This is a genomic window from Ensifer sp. Root142, assembly GCF_001426785.1.
In the GTDB taxonomy this organism is placed as follows: Bacteria; Pseudomonadota; Alphaproteobacteria; order Rhizobiales; family Rhizobiaceae; genus Ensifer; species Ensifer canadensis.
Window position 1 is genome coordinate 223,553 of sequence record NZ_LMFK01000034.1, and the last position, 26,105, is coordinate 249,657.

The 26,105-nt window shown below is 60.0% G+C and carries 24 protein-coding genes and 1 pseudogene; 8 read left to right on the top strand and 17 right to left on the bottom strand.

The features are described 5' to 3' along the window. The 6 genes and pseudogenes from nirB to ASD52_RS25895 all read right to left on the bottom strand — a co-directional run bounded on the left by nirB (position 1) and on the right by ASD52_RS25895 (position 7,806). Positions 1-2,463 carry a nitrite reductase large subunit NirB gene (nirB, locus tag ASD52_RS25870; protein WP_057225824.1) on the bottom strand — a complete coding sequence of 821 codons (2,463 nt, stop codon included), beginning with the start codon at positions 2,461-2,463 and terminating at the stop codon, positions 1-3. A gap of 6 nt (positions 2,464-2,469) precedes the next feature. Beyond that, a complete protein-coding gene (locus ASD52_RS25875) occupies positions 2,470-3,270 on the bottom strand; it encodes an ABC transporter ATP-binding protein (protein ID WP_057225826.1) in 801 nt (266 codons plus the stop codon). Between the two features lie 14 nt (positions 3,271-3,284). After that, positions 3,285-4,178: a nitrate ABC transporter permease gene (gene ntrB, locus ASD52_RS25880; protein ID WP_057207243.1), complete on the bottom strand. Its 894-nt coding sequence runs from the start codon at positions 4,176-4,178 to the stop codon at positions 3,285-3,287. 59 nt (positions 4,179-4,237) lie between these two features. Beyond that, a complete protein-coding gene (locus ASD52_RS25885) occupies positions 4,238-5,530 on the bottom strand; it encodes a CmpA/NrtA family ABC transporter substrate-binding protein (RefSeq protein WP_057225828.1) in 1,293 nt (430 codons plus the stop codon). 354 nt (positions 5,531-5,884) lie between these two features. Then, positions 5,885-7,166 (bottom strand): annotated as a pseudogene (locus ASD52_RS25890) (CmpA/NrtA family ABC transporter substrate-binding protein). Between the two features lie 52 nt (positions 7,167-7,218). Continuing rightward, complete coding sequence (locus ASD52_RS25895; RefSeq protein ID WP_025430178.1) at positions 7,219-7,806, bottom strand: ANTAR domain-containing response regulator; 588 nt, start codon at positions 7,804-7,806, stop codon at positions 7,219-7,221. 406 nt (positions 7,807-8,212) lie between these two features. Between ASD52_RS25895 and ASD52_RS25900 the strand changes: the two genes are divergently transcribed. Beyond that, positions 8,213-8,866, top strand: a complete 654-nt coding sequence (locus ASD52_RS25900) for a glutathione S-transferase family protein (protein WP_057225831.1) — start codon at positions 8,213-8,215, stop codon at positions 8,864-8,866. Positions 8,867-9,060: 194 nt separating this feature from the next. On the opposite strand, the gene ASD52_RS25905 is transcribed toward ASD52_RS25900, so the two are convergent. The 4 genes from ASD52_RS25905 to ASD52_RS25920 form a co-directional block, all read right to left on the bottom strand. After that, a complete protein-coding gene (locus ASD52_RS25905; protein WP_057225833.1) occupies positions 9,061-10,914 on the bottom strand; it encodes an ABC transporter ATP-binding protein in 1,854 nt (617 codons plus the stop codon). Positions 10,915-11,217: 303 nt separating this feature from the next. Next, positions 11,218-11,724 (bottom strand): peptide-methionine (S)-S-oxide reductase MsrA, encoded by a 507-nt coding sequence (gene msrA, locus ASD52_RS25910; RefSeq protein ID WP_057220030.1) that lies wholly within the window; start codon positions 11,722-11,724, stop codon positions 11,218-11,220. Continuing rightward, positions 11,721-12,167: a peptide-methionine (R)-S-oxide reductase MsrB gene (msrB, locus tag ASD52_RS25915; protein ID WP_057220082.1), complete on the bottom strand. Its 447-nt coding sequence runs from the start codon at positions 12,165-12,167 to the stop codon at positions 11,721-11,723. The genes msrA and msrB overlap by 4 nt, the downstream gene beginning before the upstream one ends. Before the next feature lie 110 nt (positions 12,168-12,277). Beyond that, positions 12,278-13,153, bottom strand: a complete 876-nt coding sequence (locus ASD52_RS25920; RefSeq protein WP_082555591.1) for a LysR family transcriptional regulator — start codon at positions 13,151-13,153, stop codon at positions 12,278-12,280. Positions 13,154-13,345: 192 nt separating this feature from the next. Here ASD52_RS25920 and ASD52_RS25925 point away from each other — a divergent pair, with 192 nt between their 5' ends. Both ASD52_RS25925 and ASD52_RS25930 read left to right on the top strand, forming a co-directional pair. Then, positions 13,346-14,584: a bifunctional alpha/beta hydrolase/OsmC family protein gene (locus ASD52_RS25925; RefSeq protein ID WP_057225835.1), complete on the top strand. Its 1,239-nt coding sequence runs from the start codon at positions 13,346-13,348 to the stop codon at positions 14,582-14,584. 310 nt (positions 14,585-14,894) lie between these two features. Further along, positions 14,895-15,107 carry a hypothetical protein gene (locus ASD52_RS25930; RefSeq protein WP_025430185.1) on the top strand — a complete coding sequence of 71 codons (213 nt, stop codon included), beginning with the start codon at positions 14,895-14,897 and terminating at the stop codon, positions 15,105-15,107. A 194-nt stretch (positions 15,108-15,301) separates the two neighbouring features. On the opposite strand, the gene ASD52_RS25935 is transcribed toward ASD52_RS25930, so the two are convergent. Next, entirely contained in the window at positions 15,302-16,723 is a 1,422-nt protein-coding gene (locus ASD52_RS25935) for a PLP-dependent aminotransferase family protein (protein ID WP_057220032.1), read from the bottom strand. A 108-nt stretch (positions 16,724-16,831) separates the two neighbouring features. On the opposite strand from ASD52_RS25935, the gene ASD52_RS25940 reads away from it, so the two are divergent. From ASD52_RS25940 to ASD52_RS25950, 3 genes are all read left to right on the top strand, one after another. Then, on the top strand, positions 16,832-17,257 hold the full coding sequence (locus ASD52_RS25940; RefSeq protein ID WP_025430187.1) for a cupin domain-containing protein: 426 nt from the start codon (positions 16,832-16,834) through the stop codon (positions 17,255-17,257). Between the two features lie 4 nt (positions 17,258-17,261). After that, positions 17,262-17,717, top strand: a complete 456-nt coding sequence (locus ASD52_RS25945; protein ID WP_057225837.1) for a carboxymuconolactone decarboxylase family protein — start codon at positions 17,262-17,264, stop codon at positions 17,715-17,717. A gap of 134 nt (positions 17,718-17,851) precedes the next feature. Then, positions 17,852-18,817, top strand: coding sequence for an NADP-dependent oxidoreductase (locus ASD52_RS25950; protein ID WP_057225838.1), 966 nt, complete (start codon positions 17,852-17,854; stop codon positions 18,815-18,817). 45 nt (positions 18,818-18,862) lie between these two features. Here ASD52_RS25950 and ASD52_RS25955 read toward each other — a convergent pair whose 3' ends face one another. The 3 genes from ASD52_RS25955 to ASD52_RS25965 form a co-directional block, all read right to left on the bottom strand. Then, positions 18,863-19,804: a DMT family transporter gene (locus ASD52_RS25955; RefSeq protein ID WP_025430190.1), complete on the bottom strand. Its 942-nt coding sequence runs from the start codon at positions 19,802-19,804 to the stop codon at positions 18,863-18,865. Between the two features lie 173 nt (positions 19,805-19,977). Then, positions 19,978-20,772, bottom strand: coding sequence for an SDR family oxidoreductase (locus ASD52_RS25960; RefSeq protein WP_057217031.1), 795 nt, complete (start codon positions 20,770-20,772; stop codon positions 19,978-19,980). Between the two features lie 145 nt (positions 20,773-20,917). Next, a complete protein-coding gene (locus tag ASD52_RS25965; RefSeq protein WP_057225840.1) occupies positions 20,918-21,709 on the bottom strand; it encodes an SDR family NAD(P)-dependent oxidoreductase in 792 nt (263 codons plus the stop codon). A gap of 196 nt (positions 21,710-21,905) precedes the next feature. Here ASD52_RS25965 and ASD52_RS25970 point away from each other — a divergent pair, with 196 nt between their 5' ends. Both ASD52_RS25970 and ASD52_RS25975 read left to right on the top strand, forming a co-directional pair. Continuing rightward, positions 21,906-22,127, top strand: coding sequence for a DUF2798 domain-containing protein (locus tag ASD52_RS25970; protein WP_025430193.1), 222 nt, complete (start codon positions 21,906-21,908; stop codon positions 22,125-22,127). Between the two features lie 26 nt (positions 22,128-22,153). Beyond that, positions 22,154-23,104, top strand: coding sequence for an alpha/beta hydrolase (locus tag ASD52_RS25975; RefSeq protein ID WP_057217027.1), 951 nt, complete (start codon positions 22,154-22,156; stop codon positions 23,102-23,104). Between the two features lie 13 nt (positions 23,105-23,117). Here ASD52_RS25975 and ASD52_RS25980 read toward each other — a convergent pair whose 3' ends face one another. The 3 genes from ASD52_RS25980 to ASD52_RS25990 form a co-directional block, all read right to left on the bottom strand. Then, on the bottom strand, positions 23,118-24,023 hold the full coding sequence (locus ASD52_RS25980) for a LysR substrate-binding domain-containing protein (protein ID WP_057225841.1): 906 nt from the start codon (positions 24,021-24,023) through the stop codon (positions 23,118-23,120). A 330-nt stretch (positions 24,024-24,353) separates the two neighbouring features. Further along, a complete protein-coding gene (locus ASD52_RS25985) occupies positions 24,354-25,055 on the bottom strand; it encodes a Crp/Fnr family transcriptional regulator (RefSeq protein ID WP_025430196.1) in 702 nt (233 codons plus the stop codon). 119 nt (positions 25,056-25,174) lie between these two features. Next, positions 25,175-26,092 (bottom strand): SUMF1/EgtB/PvdO family nonheme iron enzyme, encoded by a 918-nt coding sequence (locus ASD52_RS25990; RefSeq protein WP_057220037.1) that lies wholly within the window; start codon positions 26,090-26,092, stop codon positions 25,175-25,177. Positions 26,093-26,105: the final 13 nt, after the last annotated feature.

A 26,105-nucleotide genomic window follows, 5' to 3' on the forward strand; every position in this document is an offset into this window, starting at 1 on the left:
TCACTCCGCCGCTTCTGAAAATCCGACCGTCGCCATCGGCCGGAACTCGTGCTTGTCCTTGCCGGAGACACGCTCCGACCAGGGGTCGACCTGGGCGAATTTCTGGCTGAAGACGAAGCGGTCGAAGAGCGCCTTGCGCCGTTCGGCATCGTCCATGATCTGCCGGCGGATTTCTTCAAGACCGATGCGCTTGGCCCACTTGTAGATGCGCTCGAGATAACGGGCCTGCTCGCGATACATCTGCGTCAGCGCCACGATATGTTCGAGGGCGTCGTCCGCGGTCCTCACCAGACCAAGAACCTCGGTGCCCTTGATGTCGAGCCCGGCTGCACCGGCGAAGTGGATCTCGAAGCCGCTGTCGACGCAGATGACACCGATATCCTTGCAGGTGGCTTCTGCGCAGTTTCTCGGACAGCCGGAGACGGCCAATTTCAGCTTGGCCGGCGTCCAGGACCCCCACATGAATTTTTCGATGCGGATGCCGAGGCCGGTGGAATCCTGGGTGCCGAAGCGGCACCAGTCGGAACCAACGCAGGTCTTCACCGTGCGCAGGCCCTTGGCATAAGCCTGGCCCGACACGAAGCCGGCCTTGCCGAGATCGGCCCAGACGGCCGGCAGGTCTTCCTTCTCGATGCCGAGCAGGTCGATACGCTGACCACCGGTGACCTTGACCATCGGGATCTCGAACTTGTCGACGACGTCGGCAATCGCGCGCAATTCCCCGGAATTCGTGACGCCGCCCCACATGCGCGGAACGACGGAGTAGGTGCCGTCCTTCTGGATATTGGCGTGCACACGCTCGTTGATGAAGCGCGACTGGTAGTCGTCGGCATATTCGTCCGGCCAGTCGCAGACGAGGTAGTAGTTGAGCGCCGGGCGGCATTTGGCGCAGCCGCAGGATGTCTTCCACTCCAGTTCCTGCATCACGGCGGGAATGGTCTTCAGGCCCTTGGCCTTGATCAGGCGGCGGACATCGTCGTGGCCAAGCTCGGTGCAGGTGCACATCGGCTGGACGACGGCGGGATTGTAGGTTTCGCCAAGCGTCAGCGACATCACCTGCTCAACGAGCCCGGTGCAGGAACCGCAGGAAGCGGACGCCTTCGTATGCGCCCTGACATCGTCGAGCGACGTCAGTCCCTTGCCCTGGATCGTCGCCACGATCTTGCCCTTGCACACGCCGTTGCAGCCGCAGATTTCTGCATCATCCGGCAAGGCTGCAACGGCCGCCATAGGGTCCAGCGGGGACCCTCCCTGATAGGCCTGGCCGAAAATGAGCGTTTCGCGCATTTCCGAGATATCGGTGGCTTTCTTCTTCAGATCGTTGAACCAGGCGCCATCGGCGGTTTCGCCATAAAGCACTGTGCCGATGATGCGGTTGTCCTTCAGCACCAGCCGCTTGTAGACGCCGCCGGCTGCATCGCGCAGCACGATCTCCTCGCGATCGTCGCCTTCGGCAAAGTCTCCGAGGGAGAACAGGTTGATCCCGGTGACTTTGAGCTTCGTCGGCGTGTCGGAATGCACGAAGGCGGGCGAGCGATCGCCCGCCAGATGCGACGCGGCGATGCGCGCCATTTCGTAGAGTGGTGCCACGAGGCCGTAGACCATGCCGCCGACCTCGGCGCATTCGCCGAGCGCCAGGATGTCGCCATCGGAGGTCTGCATGCCGTCGTCGACGACGATGCCGCGATTGACCGCTAGGCCGGCTTCCTTGGCTATGCCCGCGTTCGGCCGGATGCCGACAGCCATGACGACGAGTGTCGCGGGAATGATCGTGCCGTTGTCGAGCTCGATGCCCTCGACCTTGCCATCGCCGATGATTGCCTTGGTATTGGCCTTGCAGATGACCTTGATGCCGCGCTCCTCGACGGCTTTCTGCAAGAGATAACCAGCCGCCGGATCGAGTTGGCGCTCCATCAGAGTCGGCATCACGTGCAGTACGGTCACATCCATACCGCGCGAGGCAAGTCCGGCGGCCGCTTCAAGCCCGAGCAGGCCACCGCCAATGACGACAGCCTTTTCTCGCGACTGCGCGGCAAGCAACATTGCCTGCACGTCATCGAGGTCGCGGTAGGTAATAACGCCGGGCAGATCCTTGCCGGGAACCGGGATGATGAAGGGCACGGAGCCTGTCGCGATGACAAGCTTGTCGTAGCTTTCGGTCACACCGTGATCAGAGGTCACAGTCTTCTTCGCGCGGTCGATCGCCACGACCTTGTGGCCTTTGTAGAGTGTGATCCCGTGCTTGATGTACCAACCATCGCCGTGGATGATGATCTGCTCGTAGTCTTTTTCGCCGGAAAGGACCGGCGAAAGCATGATGCGGTCGTAGTTGACGCGCGGTTCGGCGTTGAAGATCGTGACCTGATATTGCCCCGGCGCCTGTTCGAACAAGTGCTCCAGCATGCGTCCGGGCGCCATGCCATTGCCGATGATGACGAGTTTCTCGGGCGTTTGATGAGCCATGGGAAATCACTCCGCAGCTTCGACGAAACGGTGGCGCTCGTAGAGAAACTTGAGCACCGCTTCGCGGCATTTGAGGTAGGTTCGGTCGGCCGCAAGCTCGATGCGCCGGCGCGGGCGGGCAAGCGGCACATCGAGGATTTCACCGATGCGCGCCGAAGGTCCATTGGTCATCATGACGATGCGGTCGGAAAGCAGCACCGCCTCGTCGACATCATGGGTGATCATCAGCACCGTATTGCCGAGCTCGGCGTGGATCTGCATCACCTGGTCCTGCAGATGGGCGCGGGTCAGGGCGTCGAGCGCGCCGAACGGCTCGTCGAGCAGAAGAACCTTCGGTTCCATGGCCAGCGCCCGGGCGATGCCGACGCGCTGCTTCATGCCGCCGGAAATCTCGGACGGACGCTTGTCGGCGGCATGCGCCATCTGCACCAGCTCGAGATTGCGCATGGTCCATTCGTGACGTTCGGCCTTGCCCTTGGTCGCGCGGAAGACCTTGTCGACGCCGAGGCGGACGTTTTCGTAAACCGTCAACCAGGGCAGCAGGGAATGGTTCTGGAAGACGACGGCGCGGTCCGGTCCCGGCTCGTCGGCAACGCGGCCATCGAGGAGCACGACGCCGGTGGTCGCCTGCGTCAGGCCGGCGACGATATTGAGCAGCGTCGACTTTCCGCAGCCGGAATGGCCGATGATCGAGATGAATTCGCCCTTGTCGACGGAAAGCGAAACCTGCTTCAGAACGTCCGTCCTGACGCCGCCGCGTTCGAAGCTCTTGTCGATAAGCTCAAGCGAGAGATAGCTCTTGGTCATGGTCTTTGCCTTTCTCACGCAGTTGCCGTGCCGCGGGTGACGACGCGACCGATGAGGGCGATGAGACGATCGAGGAGGAAGCCGACGATGCCGACGTAGATGAGCGCAACGATGATGTCGCTGATCAGCGACGAGTTCCACGCATCCCAGATGAAGAAACCGATGCCGACGCCGCCGATCAGCATCTCGGCGGCAACGATCGCCAACCAGGAAAGACCGATGCCGATGCGAAGGCCAGTGAAGATGTAAGGGGCAGCAGCCGGCAGCATGATCTTGCCGAAATACTCGAAGGCATTGAGCCGCAGCACCTTGGCAACGTTCTGGTAGTCCTGCGGAATGTTGCGGATGCCGACGGCGGTGTTGATGATGATCGGCCAGATCGCGGTGATGAAGATCACGAAGATCGCCGAGGGGGTGCCGTCCTGGAAGGCGGCGAGCGACAGCGGCAGCCAGGCGAGCGGCGGCACGGTGCGCAGCACCTGGAAGATCGGATCGAGCCCGCGCATGGCAAGGGCGCTCTGGCCGACGAGTGCGCCGAGCGCGATACCGACGACAGCGGCGAGCGCATAACCGATCGCAACGCGCTGAAGGCTGGCCGAAATATGCCAGAACAGGCCTTGATCGACGCCCTGTCCGACATAGAACGGATGCGCGATCAGCTCCCAGCTTTCCTCCAGAACACGTGTCGGCGCCGGCAGGCTCGAGTCGGGCGCAGAACAGATCACCTGCCAGGCGACGAGGATAAAGCTCAGGGTCACCACCAGCGGGACGAGGTTGGTCAAGGCTGTGGCGAGTGCTGCCGGCAACCGGCGGCTGCCGCCGGGCTTCGTCGCACGGGTAAAGGCGATGACCCGGGCCACGGGCCGCTGAGCAGCCTCCTGCGGAAGCTTGAGATTGGTGACGGACATACCGTTCTCCTAAAGGTTCAAGTCGAGCGGCGGCGGGCGAGCCCGCCGCCAAAAAGGGCTCAGGCGACGCGCGAAATGCTCAGGCTCTTCAGGTAAGCCTGCGGGTCCGCCGGATCGAACACCTTGCCGTCGAAGAATTTCTCGATGCCGCGCGAGGTCGAGGTCGGGATGTCGGAGACGCCGAGCTCCTTTGCCGCATCGCGCCAGATATCCTCGCGGTTGACCTTGGCAACGAGCGCCTTGATGTCGGTGTCGGGAGCAAACTTGCCCCAGCGGATGTTCTCCGTCAGGAACCAGCTGTCATGGCTCTGGAAGGGATAGGAGGCGTGGTCGCGCCAGAACTTCATGAAGTGCGGGCTGTCCTCGACGAGCTTGCCGTTGCCGTAGTCGTATTCGCCCTTCAGCCGGTCGACGATGTCCTTCGGCGGCACGTTGAACCAGCTGCGTTTGCCGACGATCTTCGCCAGCTCTTCCTTGTTGGCCATGTCGTCGCACCATTGCGCCGCTTCCTGGATGGCCATGGTGAGCGCCCTTGCGGCGCGCGGGTTCTTCTCCACCCAGTCAGCCCGCATGGCGAAGGATTTTTCCGGATGCTCGTTCCAGATTTCGGCGGTGTTGACGGCGGTGTAGCCGATCTTCTGGTTGACGAGCTGCTCGTTCCAGGGCTCGCCGACGCAGAAACAGTCCATGGTGCCGACCTTCATGTTGGCGACCATCTGCGGCGGCGGCACGACGATGGTCTCGACATCGGAATCCGGATCGATACCGCCAGCGGCAAGCCAATAGCGCAGCCACAGGTCATGCGTGCCGCCGGGGAAGGTCATCGCCACCTTGGCGGCAGCGCCTTCAGCCTTCTTCTTGGCAAAGGCTTGCTTCAGCGCCGATGCATCGAGGCCGACCTTGAGATCGGCATAGGCGCCACCGACCGAGATTGCCTGCGCGTCGAGATTGAGGCGCGCGAGGATCGCCATCGGCAGCGGCTGGTTGTTCTGCGTCACCTTGCCGGTCGAGATCAGGTAGGGCATCGGCGTCAGGATATGGGCGCCATCGATGCCGGCGCCGGCTGAGCCAAGCACGAGGTTGTCGCGTGTGGTGCCCCAGGAGGCCTGCTTGACCACGTCGACTTCGGTCATGCCGTATTTGTCGAACAAGCCCTTTTCCTTGGCGACGATCAGCGGCGCGGAGTCTGTCAGAGCAATGAAACCGAGAACCGCCTTGGTAGTCTCGGGACCGGTCGACTGTGCAAAGGCGCCGGTCGGGAAGGCCGTCTTGACGGCACCGAGTAGAGCGGCCGTCGCTGTGGTTTTCAGCAGGCCGCGGCGGGTCAGTCCGCCAGTCGAAAACTTGATCATGCGCAGGTTCCTCTGCTGCTGCCGGGCAAAACCGGACATAAAAAAACGCCGCTTGGAGATTGCGTCCGGGATCAGGAGGAATCCTCGGGAAACAAAAACCGTGCGACGTCAGTGTCTCTGGCAAACGCGATCTGGCGTTTGAACTCGCTTCAATCGCCGTTGACCGAAGCAATTTCTTAAAAGCAAGAGCCGTGCCAGTTCGACAAACTAGGAACTAATAGCTTGATATCGAATGATAAAAATACGAACGAGCGTAATTGCCCAGCAAAACAGCTATTGTAGAATCTGCTGAATTATTGTGCGCTGCACACAGCCGGCTCGGCCGCTCTGCCCAAACAAGCAGCGGCCGAACCATCAGTTGTCAGCGCCAGATGCGGTCGCGCAGCCCTCTGCACGCACAGGAAACGCCTCGACATAGGCCTCAATCGCGGCAGGATCGAAAACATGGCCGTCCATGAAGCGATCCTCAGCGGATGCGCCCTCGATCCTGATATCGGCTTCCGCCGGTGCCGCATCGGCCCCGAGCGCAAGGGCGATAGGCCGAAGCTGCCGCCGTCGTCGCTTCCGGGCCCAAGTCGGCCTGTCCCCAGCGCGCCATCTGGCTGTAGATCCACAGTGCGTGGCTCGGGCGGGGATAGTTGGCGAAGTTGCGGTGGAAGACGAAATAGTCGTCGATGACCCGACGCTGTCCTTGAGCGTCGATGGTGAACTCACCGGAAAGCACGCGGCGGATGATTTCGACCGGGGCGCCGACATAGCGCTGGTCGGCGAGCGCTTCGGACAAGGCATCGCGATTTTGCGGATCGTCGCACCAACGGGCGGCAGCATCCAGCGCCACGATCAACCGCGAAACCGTTTCTGGATTGGCTTCGGCCCACTCGGGGCGCATGCCGATGACCTTTTCGGGCGCCGACGGCCAGATATCCTGCTTGGCGGCGACAATACGTCCGACGCCGCGCTCGGATGCAACCATGTTCCAGGGCGCGCCGACGCAGAAACCATCGATCGCGCCGGCTTCGAGCGCGTCTGTTGTCATCGGCGGCGGCACGACCACAAGCTTGACGTCACGATCCGGATCAACGCCGCCGGCAGCCAGCCAGTAGCGGAATTCGTAATTGTGCGAGGAGAACGGATAGGTGACGCCCAAGGTCGGCGGCGCATCGCCATTCGCTTTCATGCGCCCAAGTACGGCGGCGAACGCTTGCGCATAGGCAAGCGCGTTCTCGGCGCCTTCAAGCCCCCCCTCCTCCACCATGCGGGCAAAGAGCCGATTGGACAGCGTGATGGCATTACCGCCACGCCCGAGCGAGAAGGGCGTGATCGTCGGCGAAGGATTGGAGCCAAGTCCAAGCATGGCCGCAACCGGCATGGGGGAAAGCATGTGGGCAATATCGAACTGGCGGAACGCCAAACGGTCGCGGACATTGGCCCAGGAGACATCCTTGACCAGATCGAGTGTCAGACCTTCGCTGCGGGCAAAACCGAACTCGCAAGCGGCGATCAGGACCGATGCATCGACGAGCGGGATGAAGCCGGCACGAAGCGTGCGGGCGCCCTCGCTGCGCATCTTTTGCGGCGCCGGCAAACCGTGACCGGACGAGGTGAGGCCGCTGCCGATATCGCCGAAATTGGCCATGCTGTTCACTCCATTCACTCCTTGCGACCAAGCAGATGCGCCGCGCCCGCCATCACATCAGCAGGCCGGCGGCCGTCACCACGCTTTGCGCGATTTCAGACATCTTCTTTTTTTCGTTCATCGCCGTCTGCCGCAGCAGGGCAAAGGCTTCCTCTTCCGAGAGACCACGGATCTTCATCAGGATGCCCTTGGCGCGCTCGATGACCTTGCGCTCCTCGAGCGCGGACCTGGCATCGGCCAGTTCCCGTTGCAATCGGCTGAAGGCGTTGAAACGACTGACGGCCATGTCCAGGATCGGCTTGACGCGCTCCTTTTTGAGACCGTCGACGATATAGGCGGACACGCCCGCCTCCACCGCCGCCTCGATCGAAGCGGTGTCGGAGCGATCCACGAACATCGCGATCGGCCGCCCGACCGTGCGCGTCAGCTGGAACAGATGCTCCATCATATCGCGATTGGGGTTTTCGATGTCGATGACGATGACATCCGGCCTGAGACTGTCGATGACGCGCGCGACACCCTGAACCTCATGAATGACAGTCACCTTGCGATGCCCGGCCTCATGCAATCCTTCCTCGATGATCGAGGCACGAATGGCGTTCTCGTCGATGACGAGAATGGTGAGGTCGCGGTTTGTCATGAGGCGATCATGATGCAGCGCAGCAATTTCCGCAACAGAATTGCCTATTTTCTTAACAAATTTATCGTTGCCTATTTTTTAGTCTATGCCGCGTCATTTGTAAGGTCGGAACTTTGCTCCAGACAGCGCTTCCGAAGCCGTAGGCTTCTTTCCCCAGAGATTATTCCCAAGACTATAGAATCCGGCAAGATGCTCACGGGGCATTCTGCGATCGCCTGGCTTCTCAGTCGTCGACGTAGTGGCGAGGGGCCCCATGCAATTGCTGCCAAGTCTGATCTGCGTCGATATGATGCCCGCAGGGCATAGGCCAGAATTGCGGTAATACCCCCGAGCAATCTCGAGCACGGAGTGTCGGAATCTCGCTTAGTCGATCGTCTTCAAGACAGACGAGCTATGGAGAACAGCGATGACTATCACCATTACCGCATTTGAACGGTCGCCCGATCGCGGCAGGGGCATGGCGCGTGACATGCGCGTTCGCTGGGCGCTCGAAGAAGTGGGCCAACCTTACGACGTTCGTCTTGTTTCGTTCAAAACGATGAAGGAACCCGCGCATTTAGCGCTTCATCCTTTCGGACAGATCCCGACCTATGAAGAAGGCGATCTCGCCCTGTTCGAGTCCGGGGCCATCGTGTTCCATATCGCCGAACGCCGTTCGGGCCTGCTGCCACACGATGCGAATGCCCGGGCACGCGCGATCACATGGATGTTTGCCGCGCTCAACACGATGGAGCCGCCGATCGTGGATCGCGAAATCGCCAGGTATCTGGAAGGCGATGAGACCTGGTACGAGCAGCGGATGTCTGCCGTCGAGGGCCGCATCCGTAAACGGCTGAGCGAACTTTCCGGGAGGCTTGGCAATGCCGATTGGCTCGACGGCGAGTTCAGCGCCGGTGACCTTCTTATGGTGACGGTGCTGCGCAGATTGGCAGGATCAGGCATATTGGACGAATATCCGAACCTCGCCGCCTATATCACCCGCGGCGAAGCGCGACCCGCCTACCAGCGTGCTTTCGACGCTCAATTGGCGGTTTTCACCGCTACATCAACAGGCGGATAAAGGTCCACTCTACGACGGACGCATCAACGTGAACGCGAGTATTCGCGCGACCGTCAGCCCCGCTGGGGACCGACCCTTTTGGCTGAGATCGACGCAACGGCGGAAAACCAATGAAGACACAGAAGGCTTCCAGGTGACGGTAAGTTGGAAACCGCTCCGATGGCTCATCTCGCCACCAACTGCCTGTCTCAGGGCTAGCCTATCTCTTCAGGAATGAAGCCGCCGGTCTGGCGTTTCCACAGACGGGCAAACAGGCCATCCTGTTCAACCAGTTCTTCCGGCCTGCCTTCTTCCACGATGCGCCCCTGATCGAGTACGATTATCCGGTCCATCATGGCGATGGTCGAAAGGCGATGTGCTATGGCAATCACCGTCTTTCCCTCCATCACCAGGTTGAGTTTTTCCTGGATGGCAGCCTCAGATTCGCTGTCGAGAGCGGAGGTCGCTTCGTCCAGCACGAGGATCGGCGCATCCTTCAGCAGAACGCGGGCGATCGCCACGCGCTGCCGTTGACCGCCCGAGAGCTTGATGCCGCGGTCGCCGACGAAGGCGCCATAGCCCTTACGGCCTTCGCCATCAGCAAGATCGGCGATGAACACATCGGCCCTTGCCGTTTTGGCCGCCTCTTCGACCTCTTCCTGCGTCGCCTCCGGTCGGCCGTAACGGATATTGTCGCCGACCGAACGGTGCAGTAGCGCGACGTCTTGCGCGATGACCCCGATGTTGCGGCGAAGACTTGTCTGTGTGACATCGCGGATGTCCTGCCCGTCGATCAGGATAGCGCCTTCGTTGATGTCGTAGAAGCGCAGCAGCAGGCTCACCAGCGTGGTCTTGCCGGCCCCGGAAAGGCCGACCAGCCCCACTTTCTCCCCGGGCCGCATCGTCAGCGATAGATTGGCGATGACGGGCTTGCCGGACTTGTATGCGAAGCAGACGTCTTCGAAGCGTATCTCGCCGCTGTTCACTACGAGGGTCTTCGCGTCAGGCCGATCTGTTATGGTCGGCGGCGTCGTCATCACGGGCATCGCATCCTTAATCGTCCCGATCGCCTGGAAGATCTGCTGGCCCATCTGCAGGAAGGTGAAAGTGTGCCCGGACAGTCTTTGGAGGATATAGACCGCCCCGACGAACTCGCCGACCGTGAGAAAGGCGTTGACGAGGCCCGAAAAACCAATCGAAAGCATCGCCAGCCAAAGTGCCATGTTCAGCGCCACGACAATGAGTTCCGACGTGCGGTAGATGCGCTGTTCCTTGTGCTGCGTCTGTATGGTTTTGTGAATGATGCGACGGATCGCGCCGGCCTCGCTGTCTTCGGCAGCGAACTGCTTGATCATTTGCATGTTGGTGTAAAGGTCGGTGATGGCGCCTGACACCAAGCTTCGCTGCTTGGCAGTGCTGCGCGAGCGTTCGACGAAAATCGGGGCCATCTTGATGGCGAGTGCCACATTGAGCCCTATCCAGACGATGACGGGCAAGGCGAGCTGCCAGGATAGGGCGCTCAGCAAAACGACTGAGCCAACCATCTGCAACAGGAAACGTGGAATGGACTGGAAGGCGGCGATGATCTGCTGCTGAACGGCGGATGATACTTGTGACAGGCGCGAAGCGACCTGTCCGGCAAAAAGATCGTGGAAAAATGCCAGATCCTGCCGCTCGACCGCCTTGTGACCCTGCCATTGGATAGCGGCCGGCATGCCGACGCCGAGCGTATGCGAGTTGAGTGTGTTCAGTAGAAACGAGGCGACTGGCATGGCCGGAAAGATCAGCAGCCCGAGAAAAGTCAGGAGGGGCCATTCGCTGTGCAAGAAGGCCGATGCACCTATCTGCGATACGCCATCGACGATGACAGAAAGCCCCCAGACGATGGTCAGGTTGATGGCCTCAATCGCCATGGACGAAAGCGCGAGCGCGATCAGCACGCCACGGAACATTGATATGAAATGCAGAAGGACGGTTGCGGGCCCCTTGGACGGCAGCGGTCGGTAAGGAATATCCAGGGGTCGGATCAAGGTTTCGAACGGACGGTAGATCGCATCTGAAATCGACATGGGCCACTCGGTCAAATAGCGGATGGGAAAGTCAGCGACGCAGATCGCACCTTACCACCCTCTTCCTGCAATCTTAATTAGAATATTTTGGTAAAATTCGGGCCTTTTGCAACTACTGGGAGGGAGCGAAGACCTCGTATATGTGTTCCCAGACCCGGCGTCTTTACCAACCACGCACGGTTGCCGAAAAGCGACCGCGGGCATATGTGCTCGCGATCGCATCCGTGTACTGAGGCATCCCAGTGTTCCGGCAAATCACCAGAACGCTGGGATGCCATTCTCTTGAAGCTGACGTACCGGCAGTTACGCGGCCGCTTCCCGCTTGGGCAGCACCCAGTTCGCGCGCGGAAAATGGCAGGTGTAGCCGTTAGGATAGCGCTCCAGGTAGTCCTGGTGCTCCGGTTCCGCTTCCCAGAAATCTCCGGCCTGCTCGACTGACGTCACGGCTTTTCCTGGCCAAAGTCCCGACGCGTCGACGTCGGCGATGGTGTCTTCAGCTATTCGTCTTTGCTCATCGCCAAGAACGTAGATCGCAGATCGGTACGAACTGCCGATGTCGTTGCCCTGCCGGTCGACCGTCGTTGGGTCGTGAATCTGGAAGAAATACTCCAGAATCCGGCGATAGCTGATCGTCTCGGGGTCAAACACGATCTCAATACCTTCGGCGTGGGTGCCGTGATTGCGATAGGTCGCATTCGGTACATCGCCGCCGGTATAACCCACCCGGGTCTTGATGACGCCGGGCAACGCTCGGATTAGATCCTGCATGCCCCAGAAGCAGCCACCGGCCAAAACAGCTTTCTCGGTCATTTGATAGTCTCCACTTGGTTGAGATAGGCACCATAGCCCTCGGCCTGCATTTCGCCGAGCGGAATGAACCGCAGTGCCGCGGAGTTGATGCAATAACGCAATCCACCCCGATCTGCCGGACCGTCGGTGAACACGTGGCCGAGGTGACTATCGGCATGAGCTGAGCGCACTTCGGTGCGGATCATGCCATGAGTACCATCAGACAATTCGCGAACATTTGCATGTACGATCGGCTTCGTAAAACTCGGCCAGCCGCAACCGGATTCGAACTTGTCGGCAGAGGCAAACAGAGGTTCGCCTGAAACGATGTCGACGTAGATGCCCGGTTCCTTGTTGTCATTGTACGACCCGGTAAAGGGCCGTTCCGTCGCATTTTTCTGGGTCACTTGGTACTGAATCGACGTCAGCCTGGCGATCGCGTCATCGGTCTTCGTGTACTTCACAGCCATTACTCCTATTGGACTTGCTGCCAGAATATGGCGCTGGGTCGGCGATTTTCCCAATAGAGGGCGTGCATAGATTCAATAGCGATGCCATGCGGCGTTTCAGCGCCTCAGGCCCAATCGTGACGGGCTGCCATCTGGGCGATCTTGCGCATCTCAAGTGGCGTGCCGGAACCGGAAACGGATGCCAATACCACCTCTCGTTCCAATGACATGCCTTCGATCCTGCGGGTCACTATCCCCTCAACCACGACCGAACGCTCGGGCATAATGCAGATCGCGCGGCCTTCCGCCACCAGTTGCTGGACCCAGTCCTCACGATCGGCACTGAAACGTGGCTGCATCACCGCGTTGTGGTTCATCAGGTGCTCTGTCATCTGGGTATGGAACTCGCAAGCGAGCCGGTCGACATATGGATACGAGGCGAGGGCCTTGACGCTGACGACGTCATTTTCAGCAAGTGGGTGCCCATCAGCGCAGGCGAGGAGAAATCGCTCACGAAACAGCGGCACGATGTTGAGCTTGGGGTTGAAACGCGGCGCTTCCGGAAGGATGCAGGCATGATACTTGCCCGACAGCACCTCCAGCGCACCCTCGCCGGCCGACAACTGATGCATGTTGAGGTTTACGGCAGGGAGTTGGCTGAGCACTTTGTCAAAGAATGCCGTGAACTTGGCGGGGCCGATCGTCGGGGCAACGGCAATGTCGAGAATACGGCGGCGGCCGTGGACCGTGCTTTCTGAATGTTCGCGCACGTTTCGAAGAGCGAGTTCCACCCGCATGAATTCAGCCTGGACGTCGCGACCAAGCGCCGTCAGGCGGCTGTCCTTGCCATCGCGGTAGATCAGTGGACTGCCCAGTTCTTCTTCGAGGCGCTGAATTGCGCGCGTCAAGCTCGGTTGCGACACGCCGCTTCGACGCGCGGCTTCCGTGAAGTTCAACGTTTCAGCCAGATTGAGGAAGTATCCGACCTGATTGATATCCATGTCTGATGCTCCACGTTGGTTGCCTGGCTGCAGTCGCAAAGTTGGCGCGCTTGTCACCCGCGAGAACGCAGCTTGCCGCAACGCTTGGCTCAGGTGAAGGGCACGAGCAGAATGGGTCCGGAACGAATCCGGGTAGCCGGTCGTCGCTGCTCATATAGACTGCGCACGTCCCAGCAGCGAAGGAGCATTCCTATGGCTTTCAGTTCGCAACGGCTTCAATTTGCCGGCCATTCCGGAGCAACTCTTGCCGCCCGGCTCGACTTCCCCAGCGGGCCCCTGCGCGCCTACGCTCTGTTTGCCCATTGTTTCACCTGTTCCAAGAACCTGGCGTCGGCGCGCCGGATCGCAGCGGAACTGGCCCGAGAGGGTATCGCTGTCCTACGTTTCGACTTCACGGGGTTGGGATCGAGTGAAGGCGAATTCGCATCGACGAATTTCTCCTCGAATGTTGCCGACCTTGTCTCGGCGGCCGACTATCTACGTCATCACTTCCAGGCACCCTCGTTGCTGGTCGGTCATTCGCTCGGCGGGGCCGCAGTACTCGCGGCGGCCAAGGACATTGCTGAAGTCCGCGCGGTTGCAACGATTGGCGCACCGGCCGATGTCGGCCACGTGTTGAAGAACTTGGGCGCGAGCCTCAAGGAGATCGAGACGTCCGGTTCGGCGGAAGTGGATCTCGCCGGACGCAAGTTCCTCGTCAAAATGCAATTTGTCGAGGATGCGCGTGCGCACCGCATCAAGGACGCCGTCGCGTCGCTGAAAAAGCCACTGCTCATTTTGCATAGCCCCTTGGACGAAACCGTCGGCATCGACAACGCTACCGAAATCTTCGGCGCAGCCAGACATCCCAAAAGCTTCATATCGCTGGACAAGGCAGATCACCTGCTCACAAATCTTGAGGACGCGGCCTTTGCCGGACGTGTCATTTCAGGATGGATGACGCGCTATCTCGCTGCCGATGCGCCGCAAGGCGCGGAGCCGATAGAGCATGTGCGGGTGACGGAGACAGGCGGCGGCAAATTTCAGAACACCGCCCAGGCCGGCAGCCATCGTCTTTTCGCCGATGAACCCAAGGCAATGGGCGGCCTCGATTCCGGCCCGTCACCCTATGACTTCCTGTCCATGGCGCTCGGCGCCTGCACGTCGATGACGCTGCGCCAATACGCCGAATACAAGAATCTGCCGCTCGGACGCATCGGCGTTGATGTCTCCCACACGAAGATCCATGCCAGGGATTGTGTGGAATGCACGGAATCTGAGCGCAGCACTGGCGGCAGGATTGATCGCTTCGAACGCGTCATATCAATCGACGGCGAGGTCTCAGAGGAGCTTCGAGGCAAGATCGCTGAAATCGCCGACAAATGCCCGGTCCATCGTACGCTGGAGGGTGTCGCAAGGATAGAAACGGTCGTGAAAGCGCCGTTGCGATAACCGCTCTCGATAGAGGCGCCCAATCCGCCTGCGCGGATACAAATGATTACAGAAACGCCCCTAGGCAGACATATCCGGTATACGCGATCGCAGGAAGATGGGTTCGTTGGCATCAGATACAAACGCTTGAGAAATCTAGGTTACGTCTACATGCGCAACGAATACCAGTGTTCCAGGTGCGTTATCGATCTGTGTCAAGGCGTCGAGACTTGCCTGCGGGCCATGTGGTTTGGCGGTAAATGGTCGGGGCAAGCAGCACTTGGAACACTGGCCGCGGATTGGGCGCCAATATCAAAGCAAGGCACGTGAAATGTCCGGCATCATCAATCTTTTCCTTGCCTTCTGCGTCGCCGCAGCGGCCTCCCTGTTTTACTCGGGCGATTTCAAGAGGGCACCGTTCGTGCCAATCAGTCGGTCCAGTGCCGGTCTCCTCGCCACAACTGAGGCACACGGAACGCTCGCTCCGCCTTTTCATTTCGAGGATCTCGATGAGGAGTTCTCACCCAGAACCCCGCGCCTCTAGCTGACAAGCACCGGCTGTGATTGATCGCGATCACCAGCGCTCCAATAGACTGCCCCTTGCTGGCCTCAGGCTCCGTTCTTTCGCCCTTGTGCACGCGAGTGGCGGAGTATGTTGACCGCCACCTTTGAAGGTTGGCACATTGGATCCGTGATCAGGCTGTCAGAAAAGACCGACGGATTGGGCCGGTGCCTTCCTCATCGCGACGATGTGCAGCGATGAATAATTTCGAGAAGGCGGTCACAAGACCGCTCGACATATTGCTGAGGACACGTGGCAACGCCCAAAAGCAGACCGGGTTTCGCGAAGGCTGGCGACGCGTGCCATACCGACAAGGGTGCCGGTGCCAGGCCGAACGGTAGCGTTTCGCGCACGATGGAAACATCCGGCGCGCCATCGGGGAGGCGCAACAGAACGGCCAGACCCGCCGTATCAACGATTATCCCGTCTGCGCGCGCCTCCAGACACCGCAGCAATGCGTCTCGGCGTGCCGTGTATGCGCGTTTCGTGCGCCGCAGATGCCGCAAGAAATGCCCCTCGCAAATAAACTCCGCGGTGGCGAGTTGTACGGATGGCCCGGGCGGAGGCGCCAAACATGCCGCCACCTCGGCGAAGCGGGCTTCCAGAGACCGCGGCACGAGGACAAAGCCGAGGCGCAATGTCGGACTTATGGTCTTGCTGAACGAGCCGATATGGATGACCCGGCCTGCACGATCAATCGAGGCGAGTGCCGGCGCGGCGCGGCCTGTCAGTTGCAACTCGCCCAAATAATCATCCTCGATTACCCAAGCTCCCGCCTGATCCGCCCAATCAAGAAGATGCAGCCGTCGCCCGAGCGAAAGCGTCATTCCAGTTGGAGCCTGCTGTCCAGGTGTCACAACGACTAGCCCCGCGTCCGGAGCGATGCGAAGGCCGTAGTCGACATCGATGCCGTCGGCGTCAACCGGGACAGGGACAGGCAACAATCTCGCCAACTCAAGCCCGCGCCGCGTGAACGGAAATCCAGGATCCTCCATCCATGCCTTGCGTCCTTCGAGCCCAAGCGCGTGGAGGGTCAATCCAAGGCCGCTGGCAAAACCGCAAGTGATGAGGATCTGAGAGGGCAAACACTCGATCCCGCGCGCAATGGCAAGATAGGCGGCGATCTCTCGCCGCAGCTCGAGTTCGCCGCGTGGGTCCGGATACATCGCCGGTGCGCTCGCCTCGGCGCGCACACTTTGGGACCGGATCCTGGCGAAGAGTTTTGCGGGAAAGGTCTCCTTCGCCGGCACGCCCATCTGGAAGATTGCCGGGCCCGCGATCATCTCCTGATACCGCTCCATGAAGGAGCCAGGCTCCGGTGGGGAATCCTGTCGCCGGGATAGGATCGGTCGCTCCGTTACACGCGTTCCCGTTGCGCGAGATGCAACGATAAGCTGAGCCGCCGCCAGTTTATCGTAGGCCAGCCGAACGGTGCCACGGGCGACGCCAAGTTGGGCCGCCAAGTCTATCCAGGAGGGTAGGCGCGCGCCTGATGCCAATACGCCACTGTCGATCGCGGCAGTGATGCCCATGCAGATCTGGTCCGCCAGCGGGGTCTTCGCAGTGCGATCAATCTGCAGCTCAAGCGGTTTAGCCATTCCGTCCCGTGGTACAAGATTTTCGTGCGTTCCTGGTGCTTAATACAGGACCAGTCGAGGGGTATTTATAGCGAGTAGATGAACAGGCCACAAAGGAGAAATGTCATCATGAATGCACGATCCATCATCGGTGCAGCCTGCGCCGCAGTCGCCATTGCCGTTGCGATGCCCGTCGCCGCGCATGATCCCCTCGAAACAGTTACGCCGGCCTTCGAGCAGAATATTCCGAACATTCCCGGCAAGTCGGTTCGCGCCGTGGTCGTCGATTACGGTCCAGGCGGAGCGTCACTGCCACATGTCCATGCAAAATCGGCGTTCATTTTTGCCTATGTTCTGTCGGGAGAAATCGAGTCACAGGTGAACGATGAGCCCAAGAGGACCTATCGTCCCGGCGAAAGCTTCTACGAGACCCCTGGCTCCAGCCACCTCGTAAGCCGCAACGCGAGCAAGACCGAACCCGCGAAGCTTCTGGCTGTCTTTGTCGTCGACACCGACGACAAGGAACTGACCACCACAGCCAAAGCAAAGGAATGAACCGATGTCAGCCCGTCTGGACTATAACCAAATCGCTCCTGGCGGCGCGAAAGCGCTGGGCGGTGTCTACGGTTACGTCATGCAAAGCGGCCTCCCATCCGTTTTGCTCGAGCTGGTCTATCTGCGTGTTTCCCAGATCAACAACTGTGCCTATTGTCTCGACATGCACACGCGGGATCTTTTGAAGAAGGGGCAGCAGATCGAGAAGATCGCGTTGCTTCAAGCCTGGCGGGAAGCCGGCCCTCTCTTCGACGAGCGCGAGCGTGCGGCGCTCGCATGGGCCGAAACAGTGACGCGCGTGGCAGAGACGGGTGTGCCTAGTGACGCCTATGACGCTGTCAGCGCCGTCTTCAGCGAACGCGAACGCGTCGATCTCACGATCGCGATCAGCCTCATGAACGCCTACAATCGGATGGCCATAAGCTTCAGGAATGTGCCCCACGCGGCGATTGGCAGATAGCCTCGAAACAGCGCTCGCGGACCGCGGCCGATCGCGCGTCCGCAGCGCGGCCCAACGCGATTTGGCGGTGGAGCCCGGGCTGTTTCACTGTGAGCAGCGCGCTCGTCACTGCACTAACATCGAGAGGAAAACACATGCCGGATGTCTCAAAGACCTTCTCAGGAAAGGCATGGCGCGTCCATCAGTTCGGGCCGCCAGATGTAATGCAGTTGGAGCGCGTGGACACTCCAGAGCCAGGGATGAACGAGGTCATCGTCAAGGTCCATGCGGCTGGTGTTGGCCCTTGGGATGGGTGGATTCGCGCCGGCAACAGCGCCCTGCCCCAGCCTCTCCCGCTCATTCTCGGTTCGGACATCTCAGGCGAGGTCGTCGCGGTCGGCGCTGGGGTCCCGCGGTTCAAGGTTGGAGATGATGTCTATGGCGTCACCAACAAGCGCTTTTGTGGTGGATACGCGCAATACGCAGTCGCCAGTGCTTCCATGCTCGATCACAAACCAGTGTCGATTGACCACGTCGCTGCGGCATCGCTGCCCGTGATCGCGGTGACAGCATGGCAGGCACTTTTCGATCAGGCTGGTTTGGAAAGGGGCCAAACTGTGCTGATCCACGGTTCGGCGGGAAACGTCGGCGCCTATGCCGTGCAATTCGCCAGAGAAGCGGGCCTTCGGACAGTGTGCACCGCCGCGTCAGGTGACATCGAAAGCGTTGTTGCTCTCGGTGGCGAAACGGTCATCGACTATACAAAAACCAGATTTGAGGACGAAATTCGCGATGTCGATGCCGTCATCGATCTGGTGGGCGGAGAAACCCAAACGCGATCGTTCCGGGTGCTGAAAAAGGGAGGGCGATTGATTTCGGCCGTTTCGGTTCCGGACCAGGCTCTGGCCGCACAGCACCAGGTCCTGTCCAAATTTTTTCTCGTCGACGTATCGACCGAAAGCCTTGCCCGCATCTCCTCTCTCGTCTCCCGAGGTGCCCTCCGGATGAATGTCGGGGCGACATTACGGTTTGAGCAAGCGAAGGACGCGCACTTGATGCTCGAAGGCGAGCTGCCGAGACCGAAGGGAAAAATCGTCCTGGCAATGGGTGAAGCCAACTAACGAAAATCGCGCCAGGCTACCGGAGAAATGGAATGATGGGTCGCTTCAACAGGCCCTTCTTCCATGGAACACACGGATCGCCAGAACGACCCCGGCGATCAGTATCGCAACGCCGGCGCCTTCCAAAACCGTCGGTATTCGAGCATGGACAATGAGCCCACCAATGACGCCGAAGGCCGTTTCTGAAACGATCAATTGAGCCGCCAGCGCGACCGGCAGGCTGCGCGCGGCCACATTCCAGGTCCAGACGCCGCCAACTGTCGCCACCAGAGCGAGCGACACACCCCACAGGTACAATGGTGCAGCGGTGCCCCATCCGAAACCAAGCTTGGGAAGCTGGAACAGCCCCATCGCTGCGCCAATCGGGTAGAAAACCAGCATCAAAATGCCGCCGCCGATGAGGATGAGAGCCGACCACACACCTGAAGGCATGCCCGGTCTGGCGGCCAGTGCTGCCTGGTTAGCAATGGCAAACCATACCCACAACACGACGGCTGCGATAGAAAGTGGAACCCCAATCCAGAGTGAACGCACAGAATCCAATCCGACCTCGGTGAACGCGGCGCTGTTGACAAGAACAAGACCGAACAACACCAGCATGAGCGGCATCATCAAAAATCGCCACGGCAGGGATCCCTGCCGCCGATTGCCGATGAGGGCCAGAACGATCGGGACAAGTCCGAGGAATGCGGGCGCAATCACCGGCCCGGCATAGATGGCCGCGCCCGTAACCGTGAGGAAATAGCCGACATAGCCGATGAAGGCGAGCCACGTGGCGATGAGCCAGTTGCCGGGGGTAAGGTACTGCGCCACCCCCTTGGTGATCACCAAGATATACACGCCAACCACCGCCGAAACGACATGGCGGATCAGAGCAAAATCGAAGGTAGAGTAATCGCCGATGACGAACGGCACGATGAAGTTGAGGGAAAAGGCGAATGCGGCAAAAATCGCCGCGAAAACGCCGATATAAAACTGTCTGTCCATAACTGGCCCCGATCTGCCAAGCCAAGCGAGGCGGTCCCGCCGTCTGCTCGTTCCATGGCCAATGTTTCTCTATGCTACACAGCGATAGAGCCTTCGCGCTTCCCTTGATCTAAGCGTTCGTTCGAGGGCACTGCCGGGCGTCGACGTTGTCGCCCGTGTGCCCTCAATGGTGGTCAGTTGGCCAGGTAGCGGTCGGCGGGTTTGTTCGTAGACAGATTGTCGGCCATCGCCTGGCGGGCAGCCTCGAAGGTGTCCCACTCGCCGACATCGTGAAGGCTGGGGATCGTAACGAATTCGTTGCGGGAGAGACCCATGAGCGCGGCGTCGACCAAGGCATCGGCCGGCATGACGATTTCCTGGGGCAAGTGCTGCACGGGCAAGCCGGCGATATCCCAGAAGTCGGTCGCAGTGGCGCCTGGCAAGACGACCTGCACATGAACGTTGCTGTCGGCGAGCTCCTGACGCAGGCTCTGGCTGAAGGCGAGAACAAAGGCCTTCGTGCCGCCGTAGACGCCATTCAGCCTCTCAGGTGCAACCGCCACGATCGAAGCGATATTGATGATAGTGCCCCTGTTCCGCTCGACGAAGGCAGGCACCGCGGCATAGGTGAGGCGCATCAGAGCGTCGACGTTGAGTGCGATCATCGCGCTCATGGCGTGAGCGTCAGATTGGAGCAGAGGCGCAGTTGCGCCGACGCCGGCATTATTGACCAGCATAGTTATCCGCGGATCACCGGCGATCTGCGCCGCGACCCGCGCCACATCGTCCGCGACCGTCAGGTCGGCCGTGACCGTTTCAACCGTGCGGCCCGTCTGCTCGTGAATGGTTGCAGCAGCTCGCCGCAGCCGATCGCCGTTTCGCGCGACGAGGATCAGATCATAACCCTTCCGAGCCAGGCGATCAGCGTAAAGCGCACCGATACCGCTCGATGCACCGGTAATGACAGCTTTTCCCAACGTCTCTTGCATCGTCGTTCCTCTCTGATTGTGGTGAAGGCAGGCCGTCATCGCTGGCGAGCTTCGGTCTCTGCTCATGCCCTTTAGATTAGGCTGGACACCCAGCGACCGGTACTGAGGGGAAATGAGAGCCAGCCTCTCGTTTCGTAGTCTCGGGTCACACAAGGCGCCGATATCGCGGCGCCAACTCGCCATTCACGAGATCATCGAGCAGCGTCTTGCGCGCGTGTTCGTACCGCGCCCATTGGCTTGCCTTCGCCAGAGAGGGAATGGTCAGCGGCTCGCGGCGGTCGAATCCGACCAATGCGGCATCCACCAGGTCGGCGGCACACATCATTCCGGGCAGAAGTTCGGCTTCACATCCCGCAAATGGCCAGACATCGGTGCGGATTGCGGCGGTCAGAACCAATTGTACATAAACGCCGTGATGTCCCAGTTCGTGTTGCATCGTGCGGGCCAGGGCGATCAGGAAGGCCTTGCTCGCGCCGTAGACGCCGGTTGCAGTTTCGGGTGCGATGCCGCCGGCCGACGCCACGTTGATAATCGCACCGTGGCGCCGAAGGGCCATGTTCCGGGCGGCGGCCGCCGAAATGCGCGTGTATGCCCTCACATTCGTGCCAATCAGGCGGTCGAGATCTGCCGCAGAAGCTTCGGCCAGTGCCTTGCCGGGAGGCAGGCCGAGGTTATTGACGACGACGTCAAAGCCGGTTCCTCGCGCGAAACTGGCTTCCACGTCATCCAGGCCGCGATCGGTGCAAAGGTTTGGAGTGATGATCTCGACCGCCGCTTCGGTTTCGGCTTGCAGAATACGTGCAAGCGCGGCTGGTCGATCAGCACCATTTGCAAGCATCACAACATCGTATCCGCGGCGCGCCAGCCGATCGGCATAAAGGAGACCGATCGCGCATGACGCGTAGGTCACAAGGGCCTTCGGGTGCGTTCGCGACATGACATTTCGTCCTTTCGCGACTGGTGTATGTCATTCCGCCCCGTTTGGGACTTGCCGACATCAAGAGGCTGCCTCTCGCATTCTTGCTCTACCGGCCGCGGGCGTGGCGCTCAATTCTTATGCCAGGTCCTGAACTCGTCGCTGACGACAAGCAGGCTGATTGAACCGCTATTTCCAAGCCTTCTGGGAGAAAGACATGCACATACATCTGAAACGGAAAATCGCATTCGCCCTGTCGATGGGCGTCGTGACGACGGGGATCATCTCCTTCTCGCTTCTCGCCTTCAATCTGGGCTTTTCGAATGGATTTGTCCTGACGTGGCTGCGTTCCTGGGGGATCGGATACGTGATCGTCATTCCCGCAATCCTCCTGATCGGCCCTCGCCTTCAGGCGCAAGTCGATCGCCTGGTCTACTGATCTGACGCTACATTGAGGAAACTGACATGCCAAAATCATCCATTCGGACGTTGTTCGCGGCCGCCGCGGTGCTTTGCTCGGCCATCGCTCCGGCAAGCGCCGAAGACAGCCAACAACCAAAGGCCAACATCGACTTCCTGAAGATCGATGCAGACATCACGCTTAGAAGAATGGTGGTGCATAACCCGAGACCGAAGGGGACCGTTCTCTTCCTGCATGGCTTTCCGGAGACCCTCTATGCCTGGAAAGATGTTTCGCTCGCCCTTGGCAATGACTACGAGGTTCATGCTTTCGACTGGCCAGGTTACGGTCTCTCATCACGGCCAGCGGTCGACAGATTTTCCTATGCACCCAAGGACTACGCGCGCGTCTTGAACGAATACCTGGCGAAAGCCGATATCGACACATCGAAGTTGACGATCTACGCAACCGACATCGGAGCCCTGCCAGCGCTGCTCCTGGCATTGGAAAAGCCTGATATCGCCAGGACGATCATTGTCGGCGACTTCGCTCCCTTCAACAGGCCCCAGTACATGTACGAGAGCCTGCAAAGCCTGAAAGTGGCGGGATCGACCGACCAGGCGCGCGCCCAACTGAACAAGAATCGCGCCGATATCCTCGAGAACGCCTTCAGACGAGGCCTGCCCCAAGAAGCTCAGTTCGAGGTATCGAAGGAATTCAAGGACGACATGGCCAATGGCTGGAACCACGGCGCTTTGACGACGGCAGACGCTTTCTCGTATTATTATTCTCACTTCACGCGGGACCAGGACCATTTTGAAACCCAATTGGCCAGGTTCAAAACACCCGTAAATGTGGTTTGGGGTGAGAAGGACCTCTACATCAAGAAGGAAATGGGGCTCGAACTCGCCTCAAGGCTCTCCGCAAAACTCAATCTTCTTGCCGGCGTTGGGCATTACCCTCATCTGCAGAGCCCGAAGCAAACGATCGAAGAGGTTCGAGCTTCATTTCGGTGACGGGGCGTAGCTGTCAGGCCGCCGATCCATACCCACTGCAAGTCGTACGGAGCCGCGGCAGGGCCCAGTCGATGAAGGCGCGCACCTTCAATGCGAGTAGCCCTTGACGCGAATAAACGATGTGGATCGGTTTCGCCTCGCCGCCATAACCTTGCAGGATCGGCACAAGCGCGCCGGTGGAGAGCTCCTCTGGCACCTGGTAGTCAAAGACCCTGGAGATGCCGACTCCACCTAACGCGGCGGCAACACAATTTGCCGCCGTGTTGACTTCGAGCCGGGTGACCGGAAGAGCTTCGATCAGTTTACCGTCGACGTCAAATCCCCAGAAGAACGAGCGGTTGTTGAACATGATGCCGTCATACTTCGGCAGGTCGCTCGGATGCTCAGGCACGCCATGCCGCTTGAGATAAGCTGGACTGGCAACCGTCAGAAGGCGAAACTCGCCAGCCTTGACTGCGTAAAGAGAGCTGTCGGCAAGTTCCCCGAGACGAATGGCAACATCCACCTGCTCGTTGACGAGATTGACTGAGCGGTCCAACGACAAGATGTTCAAGGAGACTTCCGGGTGCTTGTCCATGAAGTCCAATGCAATCGGCAGCACGTAGCGGCTTCCGAACTCCACCGGCATCGTGATCGTCAACGTTCCGCGCGGTGTTTGATATTCACCCGAGGCGCGTCGCTCGGCCTCCTCCAGGTCCGCCACGATCTTCCGCGCCGCTTCGACATAATCACGACCGGCATCAGTCAGTTGCAGGTTTCGGCTTGTGCGAATGATTAGGTTTGCACCGAGGTGCCGCTCGAGATCAGCGACTTTGCGGCTGACACTCGGCAAGGGAGCATTCAGCTTGCGGCTGCCAGCCGACAAACTTCCGGCGTCGACCACCGCAAGCAGTACCCGCATAGCATCAAGTCGATCCATTGGACCCCGCGACTAGAGCATCCCGCTTTCAAGTGGTATCACCGAAAGCGGATAAGATGCTCTAGAATCAAAGTGCTAGAGCGTCCTTTGTGCGTTCATCTGAACGCACGGCGCTCTAGAGTTTGCCCATAGGTACTGCATTCGTCCGAAGGTGACTACAGCGCCGCGCGTCTTATTAGACGCGCAAAGATCGCTGTAGCACTTTGAATTACCACATGTTTCCTTAAATCGAATAGGATTTAAGGAAACATGCAGTAGGGATTGCAGCCGGCCATCGGCCCTGACCGGACGTCTGGAAGCAACACACCTCGTGGAGGGGCAGTCGAATCCTTAGCTCTTCTCGACCTGTTCCGCGAGCCGTCGAAGCCCTGGCAGATCGCAGAGAAGCAGCTTCTGTCGTCCGCCCTGCACCAGTCCCCGTCCCTCCCACGCGCTGAGAATGCGCGAGACAGTGTGGAGCGTCGTTCCGGTCATTTCGGCAATGTCCTGGCGGGATATGGGAAAGTCGATGCGCACCCCGAGCTCTTCGCGTTTTCCGGCCTGTTCGGCCAAGCGCAGAACCGCGTGCGCGACGCGGCGTTCGACCTCCTCGGTCGACATCTCACGGATGCGGGTATGGGCCTCGTCGAGCCGCTGACCGATCGTGTGCATCGCATTGATGGCCAGATGCGGATTGCTCTCGACGAAAACATTCCAGAGTTCGGTCGGCCAGGCGAGGACGAGGCTTTCCGTTGCCGTCATCGCCGTGCCCGGATAGTCGCTGCGCTGCAGCGCGCGGGCAAAGCCGAACAGATCGCCCGGATTGACGACACGGACGATGATCTGTTGTCCGTCGCGGGTGACCTGAGTGACCTTAAGGCGTCCATGCAGGAGCAGGTAGAACGAATCTGCCGCAGCCCCCTGCTCGAAGACGGCCTCATTCTGCGGGACGCGCCGCACGGTCGCGTGCGCCAGGAGCTTGTCCAGCTCCTGATCGCTCATCTTCTGAAACAGCGGGAGTGATTTGACGAGTGTTCGGTCCAGTGCAGCCACGTCGTTTCCTGTCTCCTGCGGATCGGCGATGCGGCTGCTATATCACGTGCGATCGGGAGGAAGAAGCGGACAACACCCTTTCGCCGCCCTTAAGCGGCGATAATCAAGGCCCCGCGCTGTTACACCGCACCGGGAAAACGGCGCTCGAAGGCGTACAGCATGTCCGCATACCAACGATCGTCGCGAACCAGGCGGAAGCCGAGATTGTCCGGCGGCACGCCGACCGCGCAACCGCCGCTCTTCGGATCGCGAATGAAAAAGCTCATCGACGCACGGTGCTTGCCGTCGACGACGTAGATGCCGCAGGCTGGCGATATCTTTAGCACCTCACCATCCGCATCGATCGTAACGCGACGGTGGCAGGTCTGCGTCCATTCCCAGACATTGCCGTCGAGATCGGCGACGCCGAATTCGTTCTCGCCGAACGTGCCCGACGGTTGCGGCATTGGGTTCTTCGACTTCTGCCGTGTCGATTCGCGCTCGTAGTCGGCAAGCCATCTCAGCGCCGGGTTGTCCTTGCTGCCGTCAATGCCGAGCGCGTCGTCGGGAAATTTCCGGCCGGCCGCAAAGGCCCATTGCCGATCGGTCGGCAAACGCCAGACCTGCCCCGTCTTTTCCGTCAGCCAGGCGGCATAATTGCTGGCGTCGGTGTAGTTGACGCCGGTCATCGGCGTATCATTGCCGAGGCTTGCCGCCGGCTCACCCTTTTCGCAAGCGCCGTCTTCGACGCATCGCTGATAGTCCGTGCGGCTAACCTGGTACTTCATGATCCTGAACGGTTTCGCGAGCGTCGCATCAACCAGCGGTGCATCGACGGCAAAGCCATTCTTGATGAAGTGGCCTTCGGCCCGGTATTCCATGCGGCGCGGCTCGATCGTCACTGTCACTGGCGCTTCGATGCGGGTGTCGACCGTTGCGTCGAGGTCATCCAGCAGCCCGACCTTGGCCGAAAGCACCCCGCCGATGGCAACCAGCAGCAAGGCTGGAACGGCGACGGAAAACACCGAAACCGAATTCTTGTGACGTCTATCGCGCATGTTCTTCCCCTTC